We start from the raw sequence: 19,051 nt of genomic DNA, 5'->3' as shown, positions 1-19,051 counted from the left end.
TTATGATTATCCTTTTGTTCCACCAGCCGTCAATCCAGACACGAAGAAGCGCTGGAATGCGAAGAAGAGAAGAACGATTGGAACTGCTGATAATACGGCACCTGCCGCAAATAACGTGAAGTTATTGTCGAACTGCTCCGACACCATGTTGTACAACCCGACCGCAAGTGTCTGTTTCTCAGGAGAACGCAGGACGAGCGATGCTAAAATGAAGTCGTTGAATGGTGCCATGAAGTTGAACAACGCGATGACGGCGACCATCGGTTTTGCGAGCGGTAAGATGATTTGCCAGAAGATTCGTAAGTGACCGGCACCATCCATCCGTGCCGCCTCATCGAGTTCTTTTGGAATCGTATCAAAATATCCTTTTGCAAGATACGTATTCATTGGAATCGCTCCACCCGAGTAGAGTAGGATAAGCGCCAGATGCGTATCAAACAATTCTAACATATTAAGCAAGACATAAATCGCAATAATGGCAACGAATTGCGGTACCATCTGCAACACGAGGAACAAGATCAGTGAATTTTTCCGACCGACGAAGCGATAGCGTGAAAAAATGTATCCTGTTAACGTGATTAGAGCGACGGAGACGACCATCGTGATGACGGCAATCTTGATTGTGTTTAAATACCACATGCCATAATCCGTTTTTGATGGATCGAACAAATCGAAGTAGTGAATCAAAGTCGGATTACTTGGGAAGATATCCGATGTAATACTTTTCCCTGGGTTAAGTGAAGTACCAACGACCCAAAGGAGTGGATAGACGATAATGATGGAGGCGACCGTCAAAATGAGATATGACAACGCCATGTTGATTCGGTTTTGTTTTCTCATATTAGATCATATCCTCATCTTTGAATGATTTTGAACGCTTGAACTGAATGACGGCAATCGTCATGATGAAGAACGACAACACAAGCGTGATCGCTGCTGCGAATCCATACTGCGGGTTCGCACCAAGCGACAATTTGTAAATCCACGAAATCAAGATATCCGTTCCACCAGCCGATTGACCTGGTACTGCCGGTCCACCGTTGTTGAAGAGATAGATGATATTGAAGTTATTGAAGTTGAACGTATACTGCGTGATCAAGATCGGTGCTGTTGCGAAAAGAATCATCGGCAATGTGATCAAGCGGAACTTCTCTCCTGCTGTCGCTCCGTCGATTGTTGCTGCCTCATAAAGATCTTCTGGTATCGACTGCAAGATTCCCGTCGTCAGTGTCATGATGTATGGGAAACCTAACCACCACTGAATCCCGATCAAAGCAAGCTTCGTATACGTCGGATCTGTCATCCAGTCGACACCGTCAGTAAGACCGATCGCTGGTAACAATGTCGTATTGAAGACACCGAATGTCTCATTGAACATCGAGCGGAAGATCAAAATCGTGATGAAGGCTGGTACTGCCCATGACAGGATCAAGATGGAACGGAAGAACCGCTTTCCTTTGAGTCCTTTTTGGTTCAGCAAGACTGCAAGTCCGATACCGATCGCGATGACACCTGTCGTCGAAGCGACGGTCCAGACAAGCGTCCAACCAAGAACGCTGACGAATGTATCGCGGAAAATATCAACCGTAAAGATATTCAAGAAGTTTTGAATCCCGATCCAGTCGACCAGCTTTGCTGGAGGCGAGTTGTTGAACTTATAGTTCGTAAAAGCAATTAAGAAAGTAAAGATCAACGGTAAGACGACTGTGAACACTAAAAGTACTAACGAAGGAATCAACATCGCATACGGGAATCCATTATCGCGGAAGTTCCGTAGTTGCATCTTCAAGGAAGGTACTTCGAGGTTCATGTCGCGCAACTTACCGATTCGATACGCATCGATAAAGTTCCAGACGTAAATGGCGATACCAAAGACAAGTAAAATCAAGGCAATGATGCCCTCGACCATTAGAAAGATCGAGTGATCCCCCCTTACGCCTGGTACCTCACCGAGTGTAATCAAGCCCCAGATCGCTCCGCGATCGCCAGGACCATTTCCGGCTCCTTTGAAGAACAGTTCAAAGTTGACGAGAAAATATGATAGTACGACGACAAAAAATGTCGCGCCTTTAAGGAATTGTTTATTGTATAGTTGTCCTACTCCTGGAATGATCGACATCAGCGCCGCAATCGTGCGGTGGTTCGTCTTTTTTTCAGGCGTTGGATTCGTCGGGTGTGGTGTTGCAATCGCAGCCATCGTCCGTTCTCCTTTCCAAAGGTCATGTCTGACCTCAGGCTTCTCTTCCAACCATAAAGATGAGGGGGAATCCAAGATCCCCCTCTCTTTATCTCTTTTTCATGGATTCACGCGTTCCATTTACGCTTATTGATTGTTAGCTTCGATTTGTTGCTTGATTTGTTTGACAGCATCATCAGCTGATTTTTGTGCGTCTTGTTTGTTTGTTGCAACAAGCTGGAGTGCTGCTGCCATTGGTTCCCAAACTTGACCCATCTCAGCGATGTTCGGCATTGGCACACCGTTTTGTGATTGTGCGAAGACTGCTGCTGCGACTTCGTTATCCTTGATTGCTGCATCTTCTTGAAGCGCAGTGACTGGTGGGATCTCATTGTATTTTTCGAACATTGCTTTCGCGTTCTCTTCACCAGTGAGTGATGCCAAGAACTTCTCAGCCCACTCTGCATTTTCCGAGTATGCTGAAATCGCGTATGTTTTTACACCAACGAATGTTTTAATCGGCTCACCGTTTGGAAGTTTCGGAAGAGCTGAAGCTCCGAGGTTGATGCCTTTTTCTTTATAGCTCGCAACTGCCCATGGACCGTTCATGACAGCAACAGCTTTTTTATCGCCGAAGAGTTGGTCAAGTGCTTGACCACCGCCACCACCGATAAGACCTTTCGGGAAGAGACCTTCTTTGTACCACTTGCCGATGTAATCCATACCTTCGACAGCACCTTTGTTGTTCAAGCCGATATCTGCTGGATCCAATTTGCCACCGTTGTCTTTGAAGACATATCCGCCGTAGCCACCAATTGGACCGTGTGCGAAGTAGAAGTTATCCCAAAGCGCGAGGAATCCGTATTTGCCGTCTTTCTTTTGCTCTGTTGAGATCTTGTACAGATCGTCCATTGAAGCTGGTGCTTCTTTTAATTCATCTTTATTGAAGAGGAGGATTGGTGTTTCAACTGCTTTCGGATATCCGTAGACTTTACCGTCAAACGTTACTGCTGATTTCGCTGTATCGATGAATGGCTCAAGTGCTTTTTCGCCATCCTTGAGCTCTGCGATCAAGCCTTGGTCAACGACTGTACCGATTTGGTCGTGTGGAAGAAGCATGATATCCGGTCCTTTACCTGCTGGTCCGTCAAGTGCTACTTTCTTCTGCTGATCTGTCATCTTAACTTCTTTGACTTCAACTTTGACGCCTTCTTTTTCTTCGAACGCTTTAGCTGCTGCTTTAGTCGTTTCAGCTTTTTCAGTGTCTTCCCAGATGACGATCTTGCTTGGTTTTTTACTACCTGAATCTGAAGATGATGATTCAGAGTCTGATCCACCGCCACATGCTGCAAGTGCACCGATTGCCATGACAGATACAGAGAGACCTGCTACGAATTTTTTCATTTCCATGATTGAAATTTCCTCCCCAAGTTAACTTATGAATGATAAGTTTTAATGCACAACGTTTGCATAAAGGCACAACCATTTTCTCATGATAACAACCGAGTGGTTGTAAGCGTTTTATGAAAACGTTTGCATCACCTTTACATTTTTATTATACAATCTAAAATCCTTTTGACAAGTCCTTTTATTCAATTATTTTCTTACATTTCAAAAACTTTTTATTTTTGATTTCATTATTTGAATCAAATGCTAGATAGAATAAGTGCATAAAAAGAAAACGTTTTCATTTTTATTGTTTGCACAACATGATGCAAACGATTGCATCATACTCTCGACTTTTATCAGGAATCCTTGATTTCACGGGATTGGAATTGACTTTAAGAAAGCGCTTTACTATTCTTAGGTCGAAGACATAATCAATATGATGCAAGCGATTGCGTTAAGGAGTGACTGCCATGTTCAAAGAAGCTGTGTTTCACCGTGCGATGTCTCCGTTCGTCTATAAATATGATGAGCGAACAATCCACATCCGTTTACAAACGAAAAAAAATGACGTTGATCGCGTCGATTTGATATGGGGCGATCCATACGATTGGCATACTGAAAATCCGGATGCTGCCGATTGGAACTTCGATCCCTCAAAATCAAACTACTGGAATACATTTGAAACACCGATGAAGCGAAGTGGATCAGATGAGTTATACGATTATTGGTTCATCGATGTCGTACCTCCCTTCCGTCGTCTACGATATGGTTTCCGTCTCCATGACGGTTCAACGAGTCATGTATTCACGGAACGTGGATGGTTCGACGAAAAACCGCTCGATGATACTGGCTACTATTTCTGCGTTCCTTTTCTTAATGCAGTCGACGTATTCACTGCACCAGATTGGGTCCAGGATACGGTTTGGTATCAAATCTTCCCAGATCGCTTCGCAAATGGCGATACGACGAATGATCCAGCTGGTACACTCCCATGGAATAGTACAGCACCGACGACGACGAATCTTTTCGGTGGAGATTTCCAAGGGGTCATCGATCACATCGATTATCTCGTTGAACTTGGTATCACTGGTATTTACTTCTGCCCGATCTTCTTGGCGAAATCGAATCATAAATATGACACAATCGATTACTTAGAAATTGATCCACAGTTCGGTACGAAAGAGAAATTCAAGGAAATGGTCGATTTGTTACACGCACATGGCATTCGTATCATGCTAGATGCCGTTTTCAATCATGCCGGCTTCCACCACAAAGCATTCGCTGATATTCGTGAACATGGTAGTCGTTCCACCTATAAAGAATGGTTCCATCTGCGCGATTTCCCACTCGTGACCGAGCCGCTACCGAACTACGATACATTTGCTTTTGTACCTGAGATGCCAAAATTCAATACCGAGAACGATGAAGTAAAATCATACTTACTCCATGTCGCCCGCTACTGGGTCGAAGAATTCGGAATCGATGGCTGGCGACTCGACGTCGCCAACGAGGTCGATCACGCATTTTGGCGTGATTTCCGTCAAGTCGTCAAGGAAGTCAACCCTGACACGTATATCCTTGGTGAAATTTGGCATGACTCACAGGAATGGTTGCTCGGTGACCAGTTTGACGCCGTCATGAACTATCCATTTACGAATGCCGCTTTGAACTTCTTTGCCTTAGATAAGACTAAAGCAAGCTCGTATGCGAACGATATGTCGCATGTGTTGTTCTCAAACACGATGAATGTCAATGAAGTGACCTTCAATCTAATCGGATCACACGATACACCGCGTGCGTTGACACGTGCTGGGAATAACAAACAGAAGCTTCGTCTTCTCTTGTTATCGATGTTGACGTTCTCGGGTAGTCCCGTCATCTATTATGGTGATGAGATCGGTCTCGATGGCGATCAAGATCCAGGCTGCCGAAAATGTATGCCGTGGGATCCAGAGGAGCAGGATCAGGAGTTATTCGCCTATACACGACACTTGCTACAGCTTCGAAAGCAACATAAGACGCTTGCGAACAAAGGACATATCTCTTTCGTTCACGCGAATGATGAGACGAATACAATCATCATGCGTCGCATGAGCCCGGAAGGATTATATTATATCTACTTCAACAATTCAGATGCTCCCGTTTCGTTGACCGCTCCACAAGCTGGTCGGGGGCTTGATTTATTGACGAACACGCACCAGCAGACGCTTGATGTCTCTCTCCCTGCGTATTCTGGAACGATCGTTCAAGTCTTATAACCATTTAAAAGCCTGTACACTCACCTTCTGAAAAAGAAGTTTTGTGTCCAGGCTTTTTTCTGTATCCGTTCTCCAGGAGAGAAACGAGTTAATGAATGCCAGCGAATTAGGGTATAGGGTACAGAAAGGAGGACATCCTCCATGGAAATTTTCTTTTACGCCGGTCTCATCCTCATCGGCTTATTTACGATCAGTTATTTGAGTGAACGATTCCATGTTCCGAGTATTCTGGCCTTCATCTTGATCGGAATCGTCCTTGGATTTTATTATGACCCTCCCGAAGAGCTGAAACTCGGAGGAGAAGCGGGCATCATCGTCCTGTTCTTTTTACTTGGTCTAAAATTTTCAGTGGCGGACTTGCTGATTCAGCTCCGTTCCATTTGGAAAGCAGGAGTCATCGATATTCTACTTTCGTTTGGTGGGACTATCCTGTTGACCCTATCGTTTGGCTTTTCAGTCGCCGAATCGTTTTTGATTGGCTGTGTCTTATATGCGACGAGTTCTTCGATTTCTGCTCGGCTGCTCGATCGGGAACCGGATAAACATCAGGATGTGAATCGCTTCGTGCTGTCCTTACTCGTCTTCGAAGATTTGATGGCACCAATCCTACTGACGACGGCCCCGTTCGTTTTAGGGACTGAGACGTTCTCGGTAGTAAAAATCAGCATCATCTTTCTCGGATTTGGCTTCTTCTTCATTGCTTTAATCATCATGACGTTATTCATCCGAAGACGGAAACGTCTCGTCGATTCACTCTACCGTCATCCTGATGCCGGCATCGGAATCATCGGGTTAATCTTGTTATTTTCCGGTATCGGTATCTTATTCGGATTGTCAGAAGTACTTGGCGCCTTCATCATCGGTATTCTGTTAACCGAACTGGATGAGACGCGTTATCTTAGACGACTAGTCACTCCGTTCCAAGACTTATTATTACCATTGTTCTTTATCATGTTCGGAATGTCATTCGAGTTGACTGACGGATTACCGATTGATCTATTTTTCTTCGCTCTTGTCATTTGGGGAGTCGTCTCTAAATTCTTAGTCGGTTACCTCGGCGGAAGGTCCTTTGGTTTATCGAATTATCATGCGATCGAATCTGGCTTTTGTCTGGGTCCACGTGGTGAATTTTCGATACTTTTCATCACGCTCGCTAGTGGTGCATTCGTGACGTTGACCGGGATATACATTTTTGTTTCTGCTTTTCTTGGAATTCTACTATTCCGTATCTCTACAGGATTGACGAACCGTACACATGCGACCGCACGAAAAATCAAAAAGAAATTGAATTAAAAAGACGTCGGCGCATCGTGCGTTTCCGACGTCTTTCTTCTATAAAGTATGCTTGATTCATCGTCCGACAAAAACAGGGCGTTTTTTTTCGATGAAGGATTCAACAGCATGGCGATGGTCTTCCGTTTTTCCAGCACGTGACTGATAGATGATTTCTTGAGCAAGCATTTCCTCCAGGTTATTTTCATAACTCGCTGCTTGCAGCTGCTTGATGTACCCGATCACTTTTGTCGGACGATCTGCCAGCTGACGAGCAAACGCTGTGACCTCTTCTACAAATTTCTCTGATTCGATACTTCGTGTTGCTAGGTTGAGCGAAACGGCTTCTTCTGCTGAAATCGTGTCACCGAGTAACGCAAGCTCCGTTGCTTTTGCCGCACCGATTAGCCGGGGTAAGAAATACGGCGCTCCTGCATCCGGGACAAGACCGATATTGATGAATCCGAGCGACAATTTCGCTTCAGCGTGGACGAGCCGGAAATCGCAGGCAAGCGTCAATGACAAACCGGCACCTGCCGCTACACCATTGATGGCAGCGATCGTCGGTTTTTTCGATTTAGCGAGTGCCCGAACGACAGGATGATAATACTGTTGTAGATATTCACCGTGATCGAGCTCAGGCGAGACGGTTTTCAAATCTTGTCCTGCACAAAAACCACGTCCTTCACCAGTCAAGACGATGACACGTACTTCCTCATCCTGATTCGCTTCTTCTAGAGCGTCTGCCAACTCTTCTAGTAAATTCGACGTTAATGCATTCAGTTGTTTGGGTCGAGCTAGCGTTAGCGTTGCGATTTGATCCTTGACGACATAATGCATTTCTCGTTTCATCGGATTCCCCTACCTTTAAAAAATGAATGATTGTTCATTATGATATATTCGTGATATTTTATGAAAATCCTTTTAAATCTCTTTTTTTTCGATGAAAGACAAAAAACCCTCTTTCATTATGAAAATCGAAGGCGTATAGTTTCAAAAAGATAAAGAAACACTATTCGTTTTATGAAACAAAGGGGATTTATTTATGAAAACAGTCAAGCAACCAAGCTTATTCCACATTACGTGGCCATTATTCATTGAGATTGCATTGCATATGAGCCTCGGGATCATTGCAACGTTGATTTTAAGTTATTACTCGGATAGCGCTGCTGCAGCAGTCGGTGTATCCAATCAAATTTTGAATATCTTCATTATTCTCTTTAACATCACCTCGGTCGGTGCAACGATCATCATTGGTCAGTACCTCGGTGCAAGAAAGACGCAAAACGCTCGTCAAACGGCTCGTTCTGCTTTTGCGATTAACTTGTATACCGGTCTCATCGTTTCTCTGACCGTCGTGTTGTTCGGAAGACAACTTCTTGGATTTTTCTCGTTAGAAGGAGAGACGCTCGTCTATGGCGAAACGTTCATTAAGATCGTTGGTCTATTCCTTTTCTTAGAAGCCATCTCATTGACACTGGGTGCGATTCTCCGGAGTCATGGATTCACTAAAAATGCTATGTACGTCACGCTACTCATGAATTTCGTTAGTGCTTTTGGTAACGTCATCGCTGTTCTTGGACTCTTCGGCATTCCCGTTCTCGGTGTTGCTGGTGTCGCTTGGTCGATTGTCGTCGCCCGGACAATCGCTGTCCTTGTGTTGTTCTTTGTCGTTTACCGCAAACTTTCTTTACGTTTTACAGTAAAAGACTTGATTCATTTTAATCGTGAAGATGTGAAACGAATCATGAACATCGGAATCCCATCTGCTGGTGAAGGGATCTCCTATCAATTCTCACAACTCATCATCACAGGATTCATCGCAACAATTGGTGAAGCAGCGTTGTCTGCTCGTGTTTATGTATCAAACATCACGATGCTTTGTTTCCTATTCACGCTTGCCATCGCTCAAGGAACGCAGTTACTCGTCGCACGCCAAGTTGGTGCGCAACAATTTGAACAAGCATATGGACGTGCTGTGAAAACATTGAAGATTGCTGTTTTCGCAAGCTTTATCTCAGCTGTCGCTCTTGCTTCATTCGGTTCATCGATTCTATCAGTGTTCACATCGAGTCCTGAAATCATTGCAATCGGTATCCCACTACTCTGGGCAAGCGTCATTCTTGAACCAGGTCGCGCGATGAACATCGTGCTCATGGGAACTCTTAAATCGGCAGGAGATGTTCGTTTCCCTGTCGCCATCGGTATTCTATCGATGTGGGGAATCGCGGTCGTCCTCAGTTATACGCTTGGTCTTGGTTTCGGTCTTGGATTACTTGGAATCTGGATTGCCTTCTCTGCTGACGAATGGTTCCGTGGCATTTTCGCCATGAAGCGTTGGCATGGACGGAAATGGGTCCAATACTCACTCGTCAAAGGAGAAACACATGAGCAAAACGAACGTCGAGAGGCTTCTGAAGCAGTCTAAGATTGACTTCGAATCCCTCAATTATCCTGTTGATCTTGATGATTTATCTGCTGAAGCCGTCGCTAGAAAGATTAATTACCCCCTTTCGACCATTTTTAAAACCCTTGTTTTGAAAATGGTCGAAAATAAATATGTCTTCGTCGTCATTTCGGGGGAAGAAGAACTCTCTCTAAAGGCAGCGGCTAAAGCATTGCATTCGAAAAAAGTCGCGCTTGTTCCGATGAAGGAGTTAGAAGGCCTGACTGGCTATATTCGAGGCGGTGTCTCTGCAATCGGTGCTAAGAAGAATTTTCAGGTTCTCTTATCGGATCGTGCTATCCATGAACCATTCATCATCATATCCGCTGGAAAACGTGGACATCAAGTTCGGTTGAATCCTCATGATTTTTTATCTTTCACTCAGGGGATTCTCTTTACGAACGGCTGAATTCCATCTCCTAATTATGGTATGATGAGTAGTATCGATGAAGTGGCAGGAGGAATCATTTTGTGGAAAGATCGTGTTCGTAATTCAATACCCAACCTATTTACGTTCGGAAATCTGTATTGTGGTTTTTTAGCCATCGTCATGGCAGCAAAAGGTGATTTTCAAAATGCCACCTTACTAATCGTCATCGCGATGATGCTTGATAGTCTGGATGGACGTCTTGCTCGGATGCTTGGTGTAGCAGGCGACTTCGGAAAAGAACTGGACTCATTAGCAGATATCGTGACATTCGGTGTCGCACCTGCAATGATGGCCTACTATACGTATTTCTATGAATTCGGAGAAGTTGGTTTACTAATCTCTGCTCTGTTCCCGTTGTTTGGCGCATTTCGTCTTGCTCGGTTTAATTTATCGGCAACGAATGTGGCATCTGCTTATTTTTCAGGTGTACCGATTACAGCGGCAGGTGGTATTTTGGCCGTCGTCACGTTGTTTAGCGGACGAATGAACGACTTGATGGTCCCACTCGTTTTTACAGGTCTTGCCTTCTTGATGGTCAGTCGTGTCAAGATTCCAAGTTTTAAAGACATTCCCGTTCCGCGCCATACGTTCGTCATCACCTTTACGTTGCTATACGTGACGTATGTCATGATTGCGCGTAGCAATGAGTGGTCTACGTTTTGGTTCGTTGCTGTTCCGTTGTATATCGCGTTTCTCCTTTTCTCGTTCATCAAAAAGAAGAAGCAAAAACAACATTCAAACGGATTATGATAGGAAGTGGTTCGGTTTCTCTTACGAGAAGCCGGACCACTTTTTTTATAAGACCGCTTCTCCCTCGCTCGTTTTCAAGATATATGGGTATACTTATGACAGAAGCTATTTTGGAAATGGAGGAATGTCACGCATGGAGCAGTTTCATAAACGTCTTTGGATTTTCTTTTCGATTTGGTTCACCATCGGCTTGATCTTAGTCGGTTTTTCGTTACTTCCCCCTTGGCTCGAGTGGGCCAATGCCGTCTTTTTATTCGCTTCCGGCTTATACGCAGCTCTCTATTTTTGGCATGTCTTACCGAAGGGGCGTCTTGTCATCCCCTTTATCTTCTTTGGTTCGATCATCATTGAGTCAATTGGGGTCCATACCGGTTGGCCGTTCGGAACATATCGTTACGAGTCGGATTTCGGTGTCCAATTATTAGGTGTACCGATTACAATCGGGGCTGCATGGCTATCGGTCATGGGGGCGAGTCTCGCTTTCTCCCGTTTGTTCTCGTTTCGCTATAGTACATTGATTCTCGTTCCATTGTTTGCCGTCTGGCTCGATTTAGCGATCGATCCTGTTGCTGCTAACGTGAAATCGTATTGGCTTTGGCAAGACGGTGGCTGGTATTACGATATTCCGACACAGAATTTCTTCGGGTGGTATGGAACGGCGCTCGTCTTTTCCTTTTTCATCAATCGATATCAAGTCAAGGCGACGGATGCCGCACTCGAACAAAACAATCAGTATCTCTTTTTGATGTTGCACACTTTATTCGGTGTAACAGCAGGAGTTGCTGGTCTCTATGGCGTCACTTTGGTCAGCTTAAGTGCATTCATCGTCTATTTCATTGTGAAACGAGGGGTTATCGTTGAAAGAAGCAAACAAAAGCAAATTAGCTGAATCCGTATTTCATACGTATGTCGATCATGCTTTGATCCGACGTCATTTCCACCGTGTCTTATATCGAGCAGACGATTTACCTGTCCCGGGTCTCATGCTTGCTACACACAGTTCTTGGTGGGACGGTATGATTCTTTTTCATTTGGATCAGACCTGTTTCCATCACGACCCCTATGTCATGATTGATCAAGCAGGGCTTGCTCGTTTCCCGTTTTTCTCCCGTCTCGGAGCATTCTCTGTTGACCGGACATCATTCGCTGATATCAAGACAAGCCTTCATTATGCAAAAGAACGACTTCAAAATGGCAGCAGCGTCTGGATGTTTCCTCAAGGCGAAGAACGTCATCAAGAGGACCGTCCGCTTCGCTTAGCAAGTGGTGCCACACATTTGACGCGTCATACGGATCACGTGTCTCTCGTCGCCTTTTATTATTCATATGGTCATGAACAGCAACCGGACGTCTATATCCGGACGCGTCGCTTTCATCCATTACCTGACGAACGGTCAAGTGCTCAGGCAAAACGACTGACAGCAGAACTAACTGATTTATACGACGACATTCGAGCAGATGCAATTGCGGAACGTGTTGATTTGTATCGCTGTATCTCTACCCGAAGGGAACCACTTCCTGCACGAACGGAGCGCTGGTTACGGGCACTCCGCTCATGAGTTGGTTCTTTCTCTTCTTCGCTCTAGCTGTCTGTCTCTATACATGGATCAATTTAGCTTTTCTACCACGATTAACGGATCCCGTTCAACCAGATAGTCTAGCAATCTGTATCCCGTTACGGAATGAGGAACGTAATGTACGAAAATTATTAGACGCATTAGAACCTGCTCTGACACCAGGGATGCACGTTTACTTATATGAAGACCGCTCGACCGATCGGACGCGTGAGTTATTGCTCGATCGGATTGGTCAAGACGACCGTTTTACAGTGATTGATGGTCTTCCCTTACCAGCAGGCTGGGCAGGAAAGGTTCATGCATGTCATCAACTCGCGAAACGAACGACAGAGGACTATCTGTTATTTCTCGATGCTGATGTAACACTGACACCTGATGCGATTTGTCGCTTATACGGAACGTTACGAACAGAACGAGCCGTTTTCCTTTCCGGTTTCCCGTCCTTTCCTGTACCGACGTTTCTCGGAAAGTGTTTGATTCCAATGCAACATGTTCTTATCGCGCAACATCTTCCGATTCCGTTTCGCAAAGTGAAGCATCCAGCTTTTGCTGCAGCCAACGGCATGGTCGTTCTCGTCGAACGACACGCGTATGACCAAGTCGGTGGACATGAAAGCATCCAATCGGCTCTCGTTGACGATTTAGAACTTTGTCGTACGTTTAAACGACATGGGTTGACGACGACGCTCGTCGAAGTCGCCCCAGCAGTCTCTTGTGATATGTACGCCACGAACGAAGAAGTCTGGCAAGGTTTTCTAAAGAATGTCTTTCGTGGGATGAACGATTCTTATATCGTCGGATCATACTTTCTACTCTTTTACTTGGTTCAAGCAAGTGTCCTACCTTATCTCATCCTCCACCCATCCTGGCAGATGGGTTTCGCACTGATTCTTCTTTATTTAGCACGATTCCGGATCGATCGTGCGGCACGAATCCGACATGTTTGGTGGCTCCATCCACTGGCGGTATTCCTTTATGTCATCTTGCTAGCAAGTGCGATGATTCGAAGCTTTAGGAAACGGGAAATCACATGGAAGGGTAGGACCTATTCATAAGGAGGAATCAGTAGCATGAAACATATAGCTGTCATCGGAGCCGGTCTTGGTGGACTCAGCGCTGCTATCTCATTAGCAGCAAAAGGATTTCGCGTCACGGTCATCGAGCGCAATACACATATCGGCGGCAAAATGATGCCGATCGTCACAGAAGGACATCGCTTCGATTTTGGTCCGAACACGATCACGATGCCGGAAGTTTTTCAGTCTGTCATTCTTGAATCCGGTGCGGATCCCGATGAGTACTTTACATTCACGAAACTTGAGCGTCATACGGTCAATCACTTTTCCGACGGAAGAACATTAACATTCTCGTCTGGACGCGAAGCGATGCGGACAGAAGTAGATCGTTTCACGAACGGTCAGTTGGCGAAGAACGATATTACAGGTTACCAAGAAGAAGTGGCGAAGTTGCATACGATCGCAAAACAACAATTCTTTACGAATATTGATTCGTATATCCGCCCCTCCCTCTGGCGAGACATGTTGAAAGTGCATCCCTTTCAAAACCTTCATGGGTTGCATAAGCACTACTTTAAGGATAAAGGGTTAATTCAGGCACTCGATCGTTATGCGACGTATATCGGGAGTAGTCCGTATCAAACACCCGCTACCTTCAGTTTAATCGCTCATTTAGAACTAAATGACGGTGTCTACTTCACAAATGGCGGTAATACAGCAATCGCAGAAGGGTTCGCCCGACGTGCAAAAGAACTAGGTGTCGTCTTCCGTCTTGGCGATGAAGTGACACAGATCGAAGTCGTCGATGGACAAGCAACGGAAATTGAATTGAATCACTTGGAATATCTACCGGTTGACTTCGTCGTCATGAACGGTGATTTGTTGACACAATATCCACGTCTGATCTCAGAAACGGCACGACCTGATTTTAAAAATCCGACACCTGCTCAAGTCGAACCGTCGATTTCTGCCTATGTTCGATGTATCGGTCTCTCACGTCGGATCGAAGGGCTGGCTCATCATAACGTCTTCTTCTCTTCAGATTACGAAGCTGAGTTCAAGGCACTCTTTGATGAAAAACGTTACGCTGAGGAGCCGACGATCTATATCTCGAATTCTTCCGTCACAGCACCAGAAATGGGACAAGCGGGTGATAACTTATTCGTGCTCGTCAATGCACCTGCAACGGATACTGGACATGCGATTGATTTTGATACGTATGATCAACTGATCAATCAACGATTGCAGTCCTTTGGGATTGATATTTCGTCCGATGTCGTCTTCGAGCAACGGGTCACGCCACAGGATATCGAACAAACCTTCTTTGCCTATCACGGCTCATTGTACGGCTTGTCATCCAATGGCATCCGGTCGTCTTTCCTCCGTCCGAGCAACCGTTCAAAGAATGTTCACAATTTGTTTTTTGCCGGTGGATCAACGCATCCTGGTGGTGGTAGTCCAATGGTGACGCTTTCAGGAAAACTAGCAAGTGAACGAATCGTCTCTGCTGTCGCCGCTACCCTGTGAAAGTTATGTGAATTGCATATCAATCACTTGTACGGACAACTAAGATTTGATACGATTACTTCGAGTTCAAGAGGTAGTGATTGACCCCACATCCTCAATCAAGCGCAAGGTGACTTCCCCGAGTCAAGAGCGTTGAAGAACTTACTTTTTCTAACCAGCGAAATCAAATGGGACCCACCCATTTCATCACGTGACTCATCGTGTGTCCATTCGCATGACTTACGACGTTCCCCCTTAGATCGTCTCATCCGTTTGGTCCACAGATAGCTCGATAAAGAAAAGACCATCCCCGTGGTCGAAACAGACCTATCTCGTAGTCCAGATGTTCGCTCTGGTGTAGAAGTAATCTGAGACTCCCCGGTCTCAGACCATAGAAAAAAGACCTTGGTCCCCGCCAAGGTCTTTTTTCTATGGTCATGTATTAAATCGTAGCAAGTAACTTCATTTTTTGCCAACGGCTGACGTATGCCCGTTTTGTAAAGACGTCATAGTGATTATCCCGCGCTGCATCGAGTATACCACGGTACAGGAAGGCAGCAGCCTTAAGAGCACGCCGACTCTCTCGTGGATACCGTTCAAACGATGGAATCGCCGCGTCATACAGATGCTCTGCTCGAAGTGCAACCTCTTCCCAGAGACCGATGAAGTCTCCTGAAGGACGACCAGCGAGTAACGACTCCGCTGTGACACCGTATGTCTCCATCCATGAATGAGGCAAGTAGATACGGCCGCGTTTTGCATCTTCACCAACATCTCGTAAAATATTCGTTAATTGCATCGCGATTCCAAGATCGATAGCAGACTTACGGAGATCAGGCTGTTGCGGTGCAAGGATGGGCAACAACATCAAACCGACCGTACTCGCTACGTAGTAGCTGTATTGCTCTGTCTCTTCAAGCGTCTGATAACGATTTTTCTCGATATCCCAACGCATCCCTTCCGCGAGCTCAAGGAATGGTGTCTCATCCATTTCATAACGTTCAAATACGTCTGCCAACGCAATCCATAACGGTTTATCTAATACTTCGCCATCACGGAATCGTTTGAATTCATTCAAGAAAGCTAGTAAACTCTCTTTCGGCGTATCCGACTCATCGACGGTATCATCGAGGAACCGGCAAAATGTATAGATGGCATAAACAGCTTGTCGATCTGCTTTTGGTAAGAGTGAAAAGGCTTTATAGAACGTCTTAGATCCGGACTGAATGACTTCCTCACATTTGATATACGCGTTCTGGATCGTCACTGAATTCATGTTTCCACCCCATCTCTTGTTCCATTCGGTTTACGAGTATCGTTGCGCCCATCATGACGACTGGTACTCCTCCACACGGATGCACCGATGCACCGACGGCATATAATCGATCGATATCCGGATACGGTTTTGCCTGTGTCTTTAAGGCAGCCGATTGGCGAATCGTCGGCGCAATCCCAAAACTACCTCCCTGATATAATCCAAAGGCCTGTGCATCATTCGGTGTACGAATCTTCATTTCTTGTATCTTTTCCCGGAATCCCGGATGATGATGCTCGATTTTTTCAAGTACAGTCTCAATGAAGTCTACTTCTTCATAATCTTCTACACCATAGCCTCGCGGAGAAGGAATTAATGAGTAGACGACACTATCGTCTGTTCCTGTTAAACTACGGTCAATCCGACTCGGATGGAACAGATAGACTGCCGGATGTTCTGGTAATCGTCCTTTTTTAAAGATATTCGTCATGAGCGGTTCCAAGTCGTTTGGCATCAAAAAGCGATGCACCGGTAAATCGACTTTCCCTTTCATCTTGAAATACAGCAGTAGCGTACCGCCTGAAGGCGTATAGGTCTTAGGTTGTTTACCTTCTACAAGACGTTCCATCAATGGAAACTCTCCGTTTAATACGATTTGATCGAATGCTTCCTGTGTGCCATCTTGTAAGACGATTTCCTTCGCCTGTCCTTGGTCGATGACGATTCGTTCAACGGGTGCTTCGAAGACGAATCGGACACCACGTTCGACTAATGTGTCGTACATGCGTTCAGCAAGCGAGAAATAGCCACCTTTTACATACCAGACACCTTCTGCTTGTTCCCGGTACGGAATCAAACCGTAAATCGATGGTGTTGTATAAGGGTTTCCGCCGATATAAAATGTCGGAAAACTGTATGCCATGCGCAAATATTTACTCTTGAAGTATCGCTTCAAATGGTCATGTGCAGTCTCTAGAGCATGCATCTGTAATAATGGACGCATCATGTCTGGGTGCAACAACTCCGTCTTCCGACGATAACCACGTTCTAAAAATTTCGATACACTCGTCTCATAATCCTTTTCTTTTTGATGCATGAATTCATAAAATCCACGACCTTCACCGAATTGACGTTCGATCGCGATCGCTTGATCCACGACATCGGCTACTTTCGTAACGACCGTACCATCGTCGAAGTGAAGGTCATACAATGGATCGACCCGTTCAAGTTCTACTCCCGTAACTCCGGCTTCTGCCAACTGCTCTTTTAACTTGCCTGGCATCAGAACGATCGTCGGACCTTCATCGATGCGGCCACCCGATTCAAAATCGACGGATCGTAATCGACCACCGACATGCGCTTCTTTTTCAAAAATCGTAATCTCGACTCCAGGATGTCTTGCTGTCAGCAAAAGCGCTGCATGCAGTGTACCGACACCGGCTCCTACGAATCCTATCTTCATGTCCGCACCCCTTCTTTTTTGAGCACGAGTTCTGCCGTAATACGCGCGGATTCGAAAATCGTCGGTAATCCGCTACCCGGATGTGTGCCACCTCCGACGAGATACAGATGATCGAGCTCTTCAAATTGATTATGCGGTCGGAAATACATCATCTGTGTCAACTGATGACCGAGATTGAATGTCGCGCCTTGATGGATCCCCATCGCTTCCCAGTCGTCTGGCGTGAACATCTCTTCGACTTCGATTGCCGCTTCAATCCCTTGATATGGTGAACGCGTTTCAAGAGCGTCCAGAACACGGCGACGTAGCTTTGGTCCTTCGATCGACCAATCAAGTTCCGAGTAATTGTTCGGTACCGGCACTAGGACATACATAGCAGACTTGCCTTCAGGTGCTAGCGTTGAATCAATCACGGATGGATTTTGGACATAGAATGAAAAGTCATCCGACAATTCTAAAGTCTGCGTCATCTCGCGAACGTTTTTTTCATAATCCTCTGCAAAGTAAATCGTATGGTGTGGTGCATCGAACGTCCGGTTGACACCAAGGTATAACATGAACGTCGAACACGAGAATTTTTTGCGGTCAATTTTTGGTCGGGACCATTTTTTCAAAATCCCTTCCGGCACCAGATGATTCATCGCATGTGCGAAATCGGCACCGATGATGACTTCATCGAATAACTCATGTTGACCTGACTCGAGGATGACTCCTTCGACAGCTTTTCCGTTTAAAATCAATTGTTCGACGCCCGCACCCAACTGTACGGTTCCGCCTAGCTCCTCAATCGCACATTGCATTGCAAGCGGTACTTGATGCATCCCACCAATCGGATGGTGGACACCGTAAGCATGTTCCATGTAAGACAAGATCGAAAAACCACCCGGACATTCCCAAGCTGACATGCCTAAGTATTTCGCTTGGAATGTAAAGGAATACTTCAATTCTTCGCTCGTGAAGTAATCGGATAAAACATCATAAAGCGATCGTCCGAGCGATAGGCGTGGAAGTGCCGTTAAGACACGCGGTGATAAGTAATCCGTCAGCCGATCGTGACGTGTCTGTAAGATTGGCATGAGTTTTCCAAGCTTAAGTGCTTGCTCTGCCATGAATCGATCGTACCCTTCCCCGTTTCCAGGAAATTGCCGTTCGATTGCCTCTTTCATCCGGTCCCGATCCGTCGTCATCGTAAACTCCTCTGTTCCGCCTTTGAAATAGAGTGTATACATCGGATCAAGCGCCTTTAAATCTAAATAATCTTCTAATCGTAAACCGGCTTCGTGAAAAACGTTTTCTAAAATATGCGGCATATTAAGGAATGTTGGTCCTCGATCGAACGTATAGTCACCTAGCTTGACGGCAGAAGTTCGTCCACCGACTTGCGTTTGTTTTTCGTAAACGGTGACATCTACTCCTTTTCCTGCTAATAACAAGGCACATGCAAGTCCCCCAGGTCCTGCTCCTATCACTGCTACGCGTCGCTTCACCCAAATCTCTCCTTTTTATCTCTCATC

16 protein-coding genes are annotated in these 19,051 nt (G+C 45.5%); 9 read left to right on the top strand and 7 right to left on the bottom strand.

Annotated features, from left to right (window positions below):
• Positions 1-6: 6 nt before the first annotated feature.
• From N179_RS00510 to N179_RS00500, 3 genes are all read right to left on the bottom strand, one after another.
• The gene (locus tag N179_RS00510) at positions 7-840 is read right to left on the bottom strand and encodes a sugar ABC transporter permease (RefSeq protein WP_023467409.1); all 834 of its coding nucleotides are present in this window, start codon (positions 838-840) and stop codon (positions 7-9) included.
• A 1-nt stretch (position 841) separates the two neighbouring features.
• A complete protein-coding gene (locus N179_RS00505) occupies positions 842-2,197 on the bottom strand; it encodes a carbohydrate ABC transporter permease (RefSeq protein ID WP_023467408.1) in 1,356 nt (451 codons plus the stop codon).
• Positions 2,198-2,323: 126 nt separating this feature from the next.
• The gene (locus N179_RS00500) at positions 2,324-3,580 is read right to left on the bottom strand and encodes an extracellular solute-binding protein (RefSeq protein ID WP_174316741.1); all 1,257 of its coding nucleotides are present in this window, start codon (positions 3,578-3,580) and stop codon (positions 2,324-2,326) included.
• 455 nt (positions 3,581-4,035) lie between these two features.
• On the opposite strand from N179_RS00500, the gene N179_RS00495 reads away from it, so the two are divergent.
• Together N179_RS00495 and N179_RS00490 are read left to right on the top strand one after the other, a co-directional pair.
• The gene (locus tag N179_RS00495; protein WP_075642001.1) at positions 4,036-5,823 is read left to right on the top strand and encodes a glycoside hydrolase family 13 protein; all 1,788 of its coding nucleotides are present in this window, start codon (positions 4,036-4,038) and stop codon (positions 5,821-5,823) included.
• A 141-nt stretch (positions 5,824-5,964) separates the two neighbouring features.
• Positions 5,965-7,116: a cation:proton antiporter gene (locus N179_RS00490; RefSeq protein WP_075642000.1), complete on the top strand. Its 1,152-nt coding sequence runs from the start codon at positions 5,965-5,967 to the stop codon at positions 7,114-7,116.
• 57 nt (positions 7,117-7,173) lie between these two features.
• Here N179_RS00490 and N179_RS00485 read toward each other — a convergent pair whose 3' ends face one another.
• A complete protein-coding gene (locus N179_RS00485) occupies positions 7,174-7,947 on the bottom strand; it encodes an enoyl-CoA hydratase/isomerase family protein (protein WP_035398437.1) in 774 nt (257 codons plus the stop codon).
• A 193-nt stretch (positions 7,948-8,140) separates the two neighbouring features.
• On the opposite strand from N179_RS00485, the gene N179_RS00480 reads away from it, so the two are divergent.
• From N179_RS00480 to N179_RS00450, 7 genes are all read left to right on the top strand, one after another.
• A complete protein-coding gene (locus tag N179_RS00480) occupies positions 8,141-9,523 on the top strand; it encodes an MATE family efflux transporter (protein ID WP_055966974.1) in 1,383 nt (460 codons plus the stop codon).
• Positions 9,483-9,950 (top strand): aminoacyl-tRNA deacylase, encoded by a 468-nt coding sequence (locus tag N179_RS00475; RefSeq protein WP_023467402.1) that lies wholly within the window; start codon positions 9,483-9,485, stop codon positions 9,948-9,950. The genes N179_RS00480 and N179_RS00475 overlap by 41 nt, the downstream gene beginning before the upstream one ends.
• A gap of 21 nt (positions 9,951-9,971) precedes the next feature.
• Entirely contained in the window at positions 9,972-10,721 is a 750-nt protein-coding gene (pssA, locus tag N179_RS00470) for a CDP-diacylglycerol--serine O-phosphatidyltransferase (protein WP_208610323.1), read from the top strand.
• A 133-nt stretch (positions 10,722-10,854) separates the two neighbouring features.
• On the top strand, positions 10,855-11,610 hold the full coding sequence (locus N179_RS00465) for a carotenoid biosynthesis protein (RefSeq protein ID WP_023467400.1): 756 nt from the start codon (positions 10,855-10,857) through the stop codon (positions 11,608-11,610).
• Positions 11,579-12,280, top strand: a complete 702-nt coding sequence (locus tag N179_RS00460; RefSeq protein ID WP_023467399.1) for a lysophospholipid acyltransferase family protein — start codon at positions 11,579-11,581, stop codon at positions 12,278-12,280. The genes N179_RS00465 and N179_RS00460 overlap by 32 nt, the downstream gene beginning before the upstream one ends.
• Complete coding sequence (locus N179_RS00455; protein WP_055966981.1) at positions 12,277-13,353, top strand: glycosyltransferase family 2 protein; 1,077 nt, start codon at positions 12,277-12,279, stop codon at positions 13,351-13,353. Before N179_RS00460 ends, N179_RS00455 begins: the two co-directional genes overlap by 4 nt.
• 15 nt (positions 13,354-13,368) lie before the next feature.
• Positions 13,369-14,841 (top strand): phytoene desaturase family protein, encoded by a 1,473-nt coding sequence (locus N179_RS00450; protein ID WP_035398446.1) that lies wholly within the window; start codon positions 13,369-13,371, stop codon positions 14,839-14,841.
• A 421-nt stretch (positions 14,842-15,262) separates the two neighbouring features.
• Here N179_RS00450 and N179_RS00445 read toward each other — a convergent pair whose 3' ends face one another.
• The 3 genes from N179_RS00445 to N179_RS00435 are packed head-to-tail and all read right to left on the bottom strand — an operon-like array spanning position 15,263 to position 19,024.
• Positions 15,263-16,096 (bottom strand): phytoene/squalene synthase family protein, encoded by an 834-nt coding sequence (locus tag N179_RS00445; protein ID WP_055966987.1) that lies wholly within the window; start codon positions 16,094-16,096, stop codon positions 15,263-15,265.
• A complete protein-coding gene (locus N179_RS00440) occupies positions 16,056-17,537 on the bottom strand; it encodes a phytoene desaturase family protein (protein ID WP_023467395.1) in 1,482 nt (493 codons plus the stop codon). Before N179_RS00440 ends, N179_RS00445 begins: the two co-directional genes overlap by 41 nt.
• Positions 17,534-19,024 carry a phytoene desaturase family protein gene (locus N179_RS00435; protein WP_075641998.1) on the bottom strand — a complete coding sequence of 497 codons (1,491 nt, stop codon included), beginning with the start codon at positions 19,022-19,024 and terminating at the stop codon, positions 17,534-17,536. Before N179_RS00435 ends, N179_RS00440 begins: the two co-directional genes overlap by 4 nt.
• Between the last annotated feature and the right edge of the window lie 27 nt (positions 19,025-19,051).

The organism is Exiguobacterium indicum HHS 31 (genome assembly GCF_001939065.1).
In the GTDB taxonomy this organism is placed as follows: Bacteria; Bacillota; Bacilli; order Exiguobacteriales; family Exiguobacteriaceae; genus Exiguobacterium_A; species Exiguobacterium_A indicum.
The sequence above is the reverse complement of the archived record's forward strand: the minus strand, read 5'-3'. Positions and strand labels throughout refer to the sequence as shown.

Bases quoted from the DNA above. Each gene is read 5' to 3' on its own strand.
- N179_RS00510 (WP_023467409.1), bottom strand. From the start codon at position 840: ATGAGAAAACAAAACCGAATCAACATGGCGTTGTCATATCTCATTTTG.
- N179_RS00505 (WP_023467408.1), bottom strand. From the start codon at position 2,197: ATGGCTGCGATTGCAACACCACACCCGACGAATCCAACGCCTGAAAAA.
- N179_RS00500 (WP_174316741.1), bottom strand. From the start codon at position 3,580: ATGAAAAAATTCGTAGCAGGTCTCTCTGTATCTGTCATGGCAATCGGT.
- N179_RS00495 (WP_075642001.1), top strand. From the start codon at position 4,036: ATGTTCAAAGAAGCTGTGTTTCACCGTGCGATGTCTCCGTTCGTCTAT.
- N179_RS00490 (WP_075642000.1), top strand. From the start codon at position 5,965: ATGGAAATTTTCTTTTACGCCGGTCTCATCCTCATCGGCTTATTTACG.
- N179_RS00485 (WP_035398437.1), bottom strand. From the start codon at position 7,947: ATGAAACGAGAAATGCATTATGTCGTCAAGGATCAAATCGCAACGCTA.
- N179_RS00480 (WP_055966974.1), top strand. From the start codon at position 8,141: ATGAAAACAGTCAAGCAACCAAGCTTATTCCACATTACGTGGCCATTA.
- N179_RS00475 (WP_023467402.1), top strand. From the start codon at position 9,483: ATGAGCAAAACGAACGTCGAGAGGCTTCTGAAGCAGTCTAAGATTGAC.
- pssA (WP_208610323.1), top strand. From the start codon at position 9,972: ATGATGAGTAGTATCGATGAAGTGGCAGGAGGAATCATTTTGTGGAAA.
- N179_RS00465 (WP_023467400.1), top strand. From the start codon at position 10,855: ATGGAGCAGTTTCATAAACGTCTTTGGATTTTCTTTTCGATTTGGTTC.
- N179_RS00455 (WP_055966981.1), top strand. From the start codon at position 12,277: ATGAGTTGGTTCTTTCTCTTCTTCGCTCTAGCTGTCTGTCTCTATACA.
- N179_RS00450 (WP_035398446.1), top strand. From the start codon at position 13,369: ATGAAACATATAGCTGTCATCGGAGCCGGTCTTGGTGGACTCAGCGCT.
- N179_RS00445 (WP_055966987.1), bottom strand. From the start codon at position 16,096: ATGAATTCAGTGACGATCCAGAACGCGTATATCAAATGTGAGGAAGTC.
- N179_RS00440 (WP_023467395.1), bottom strand. From the start codon at position 17,537: ATGAAGATAGGATTCGTAGGAGCCGGTGTCGGTACACTGCATGCAGCG.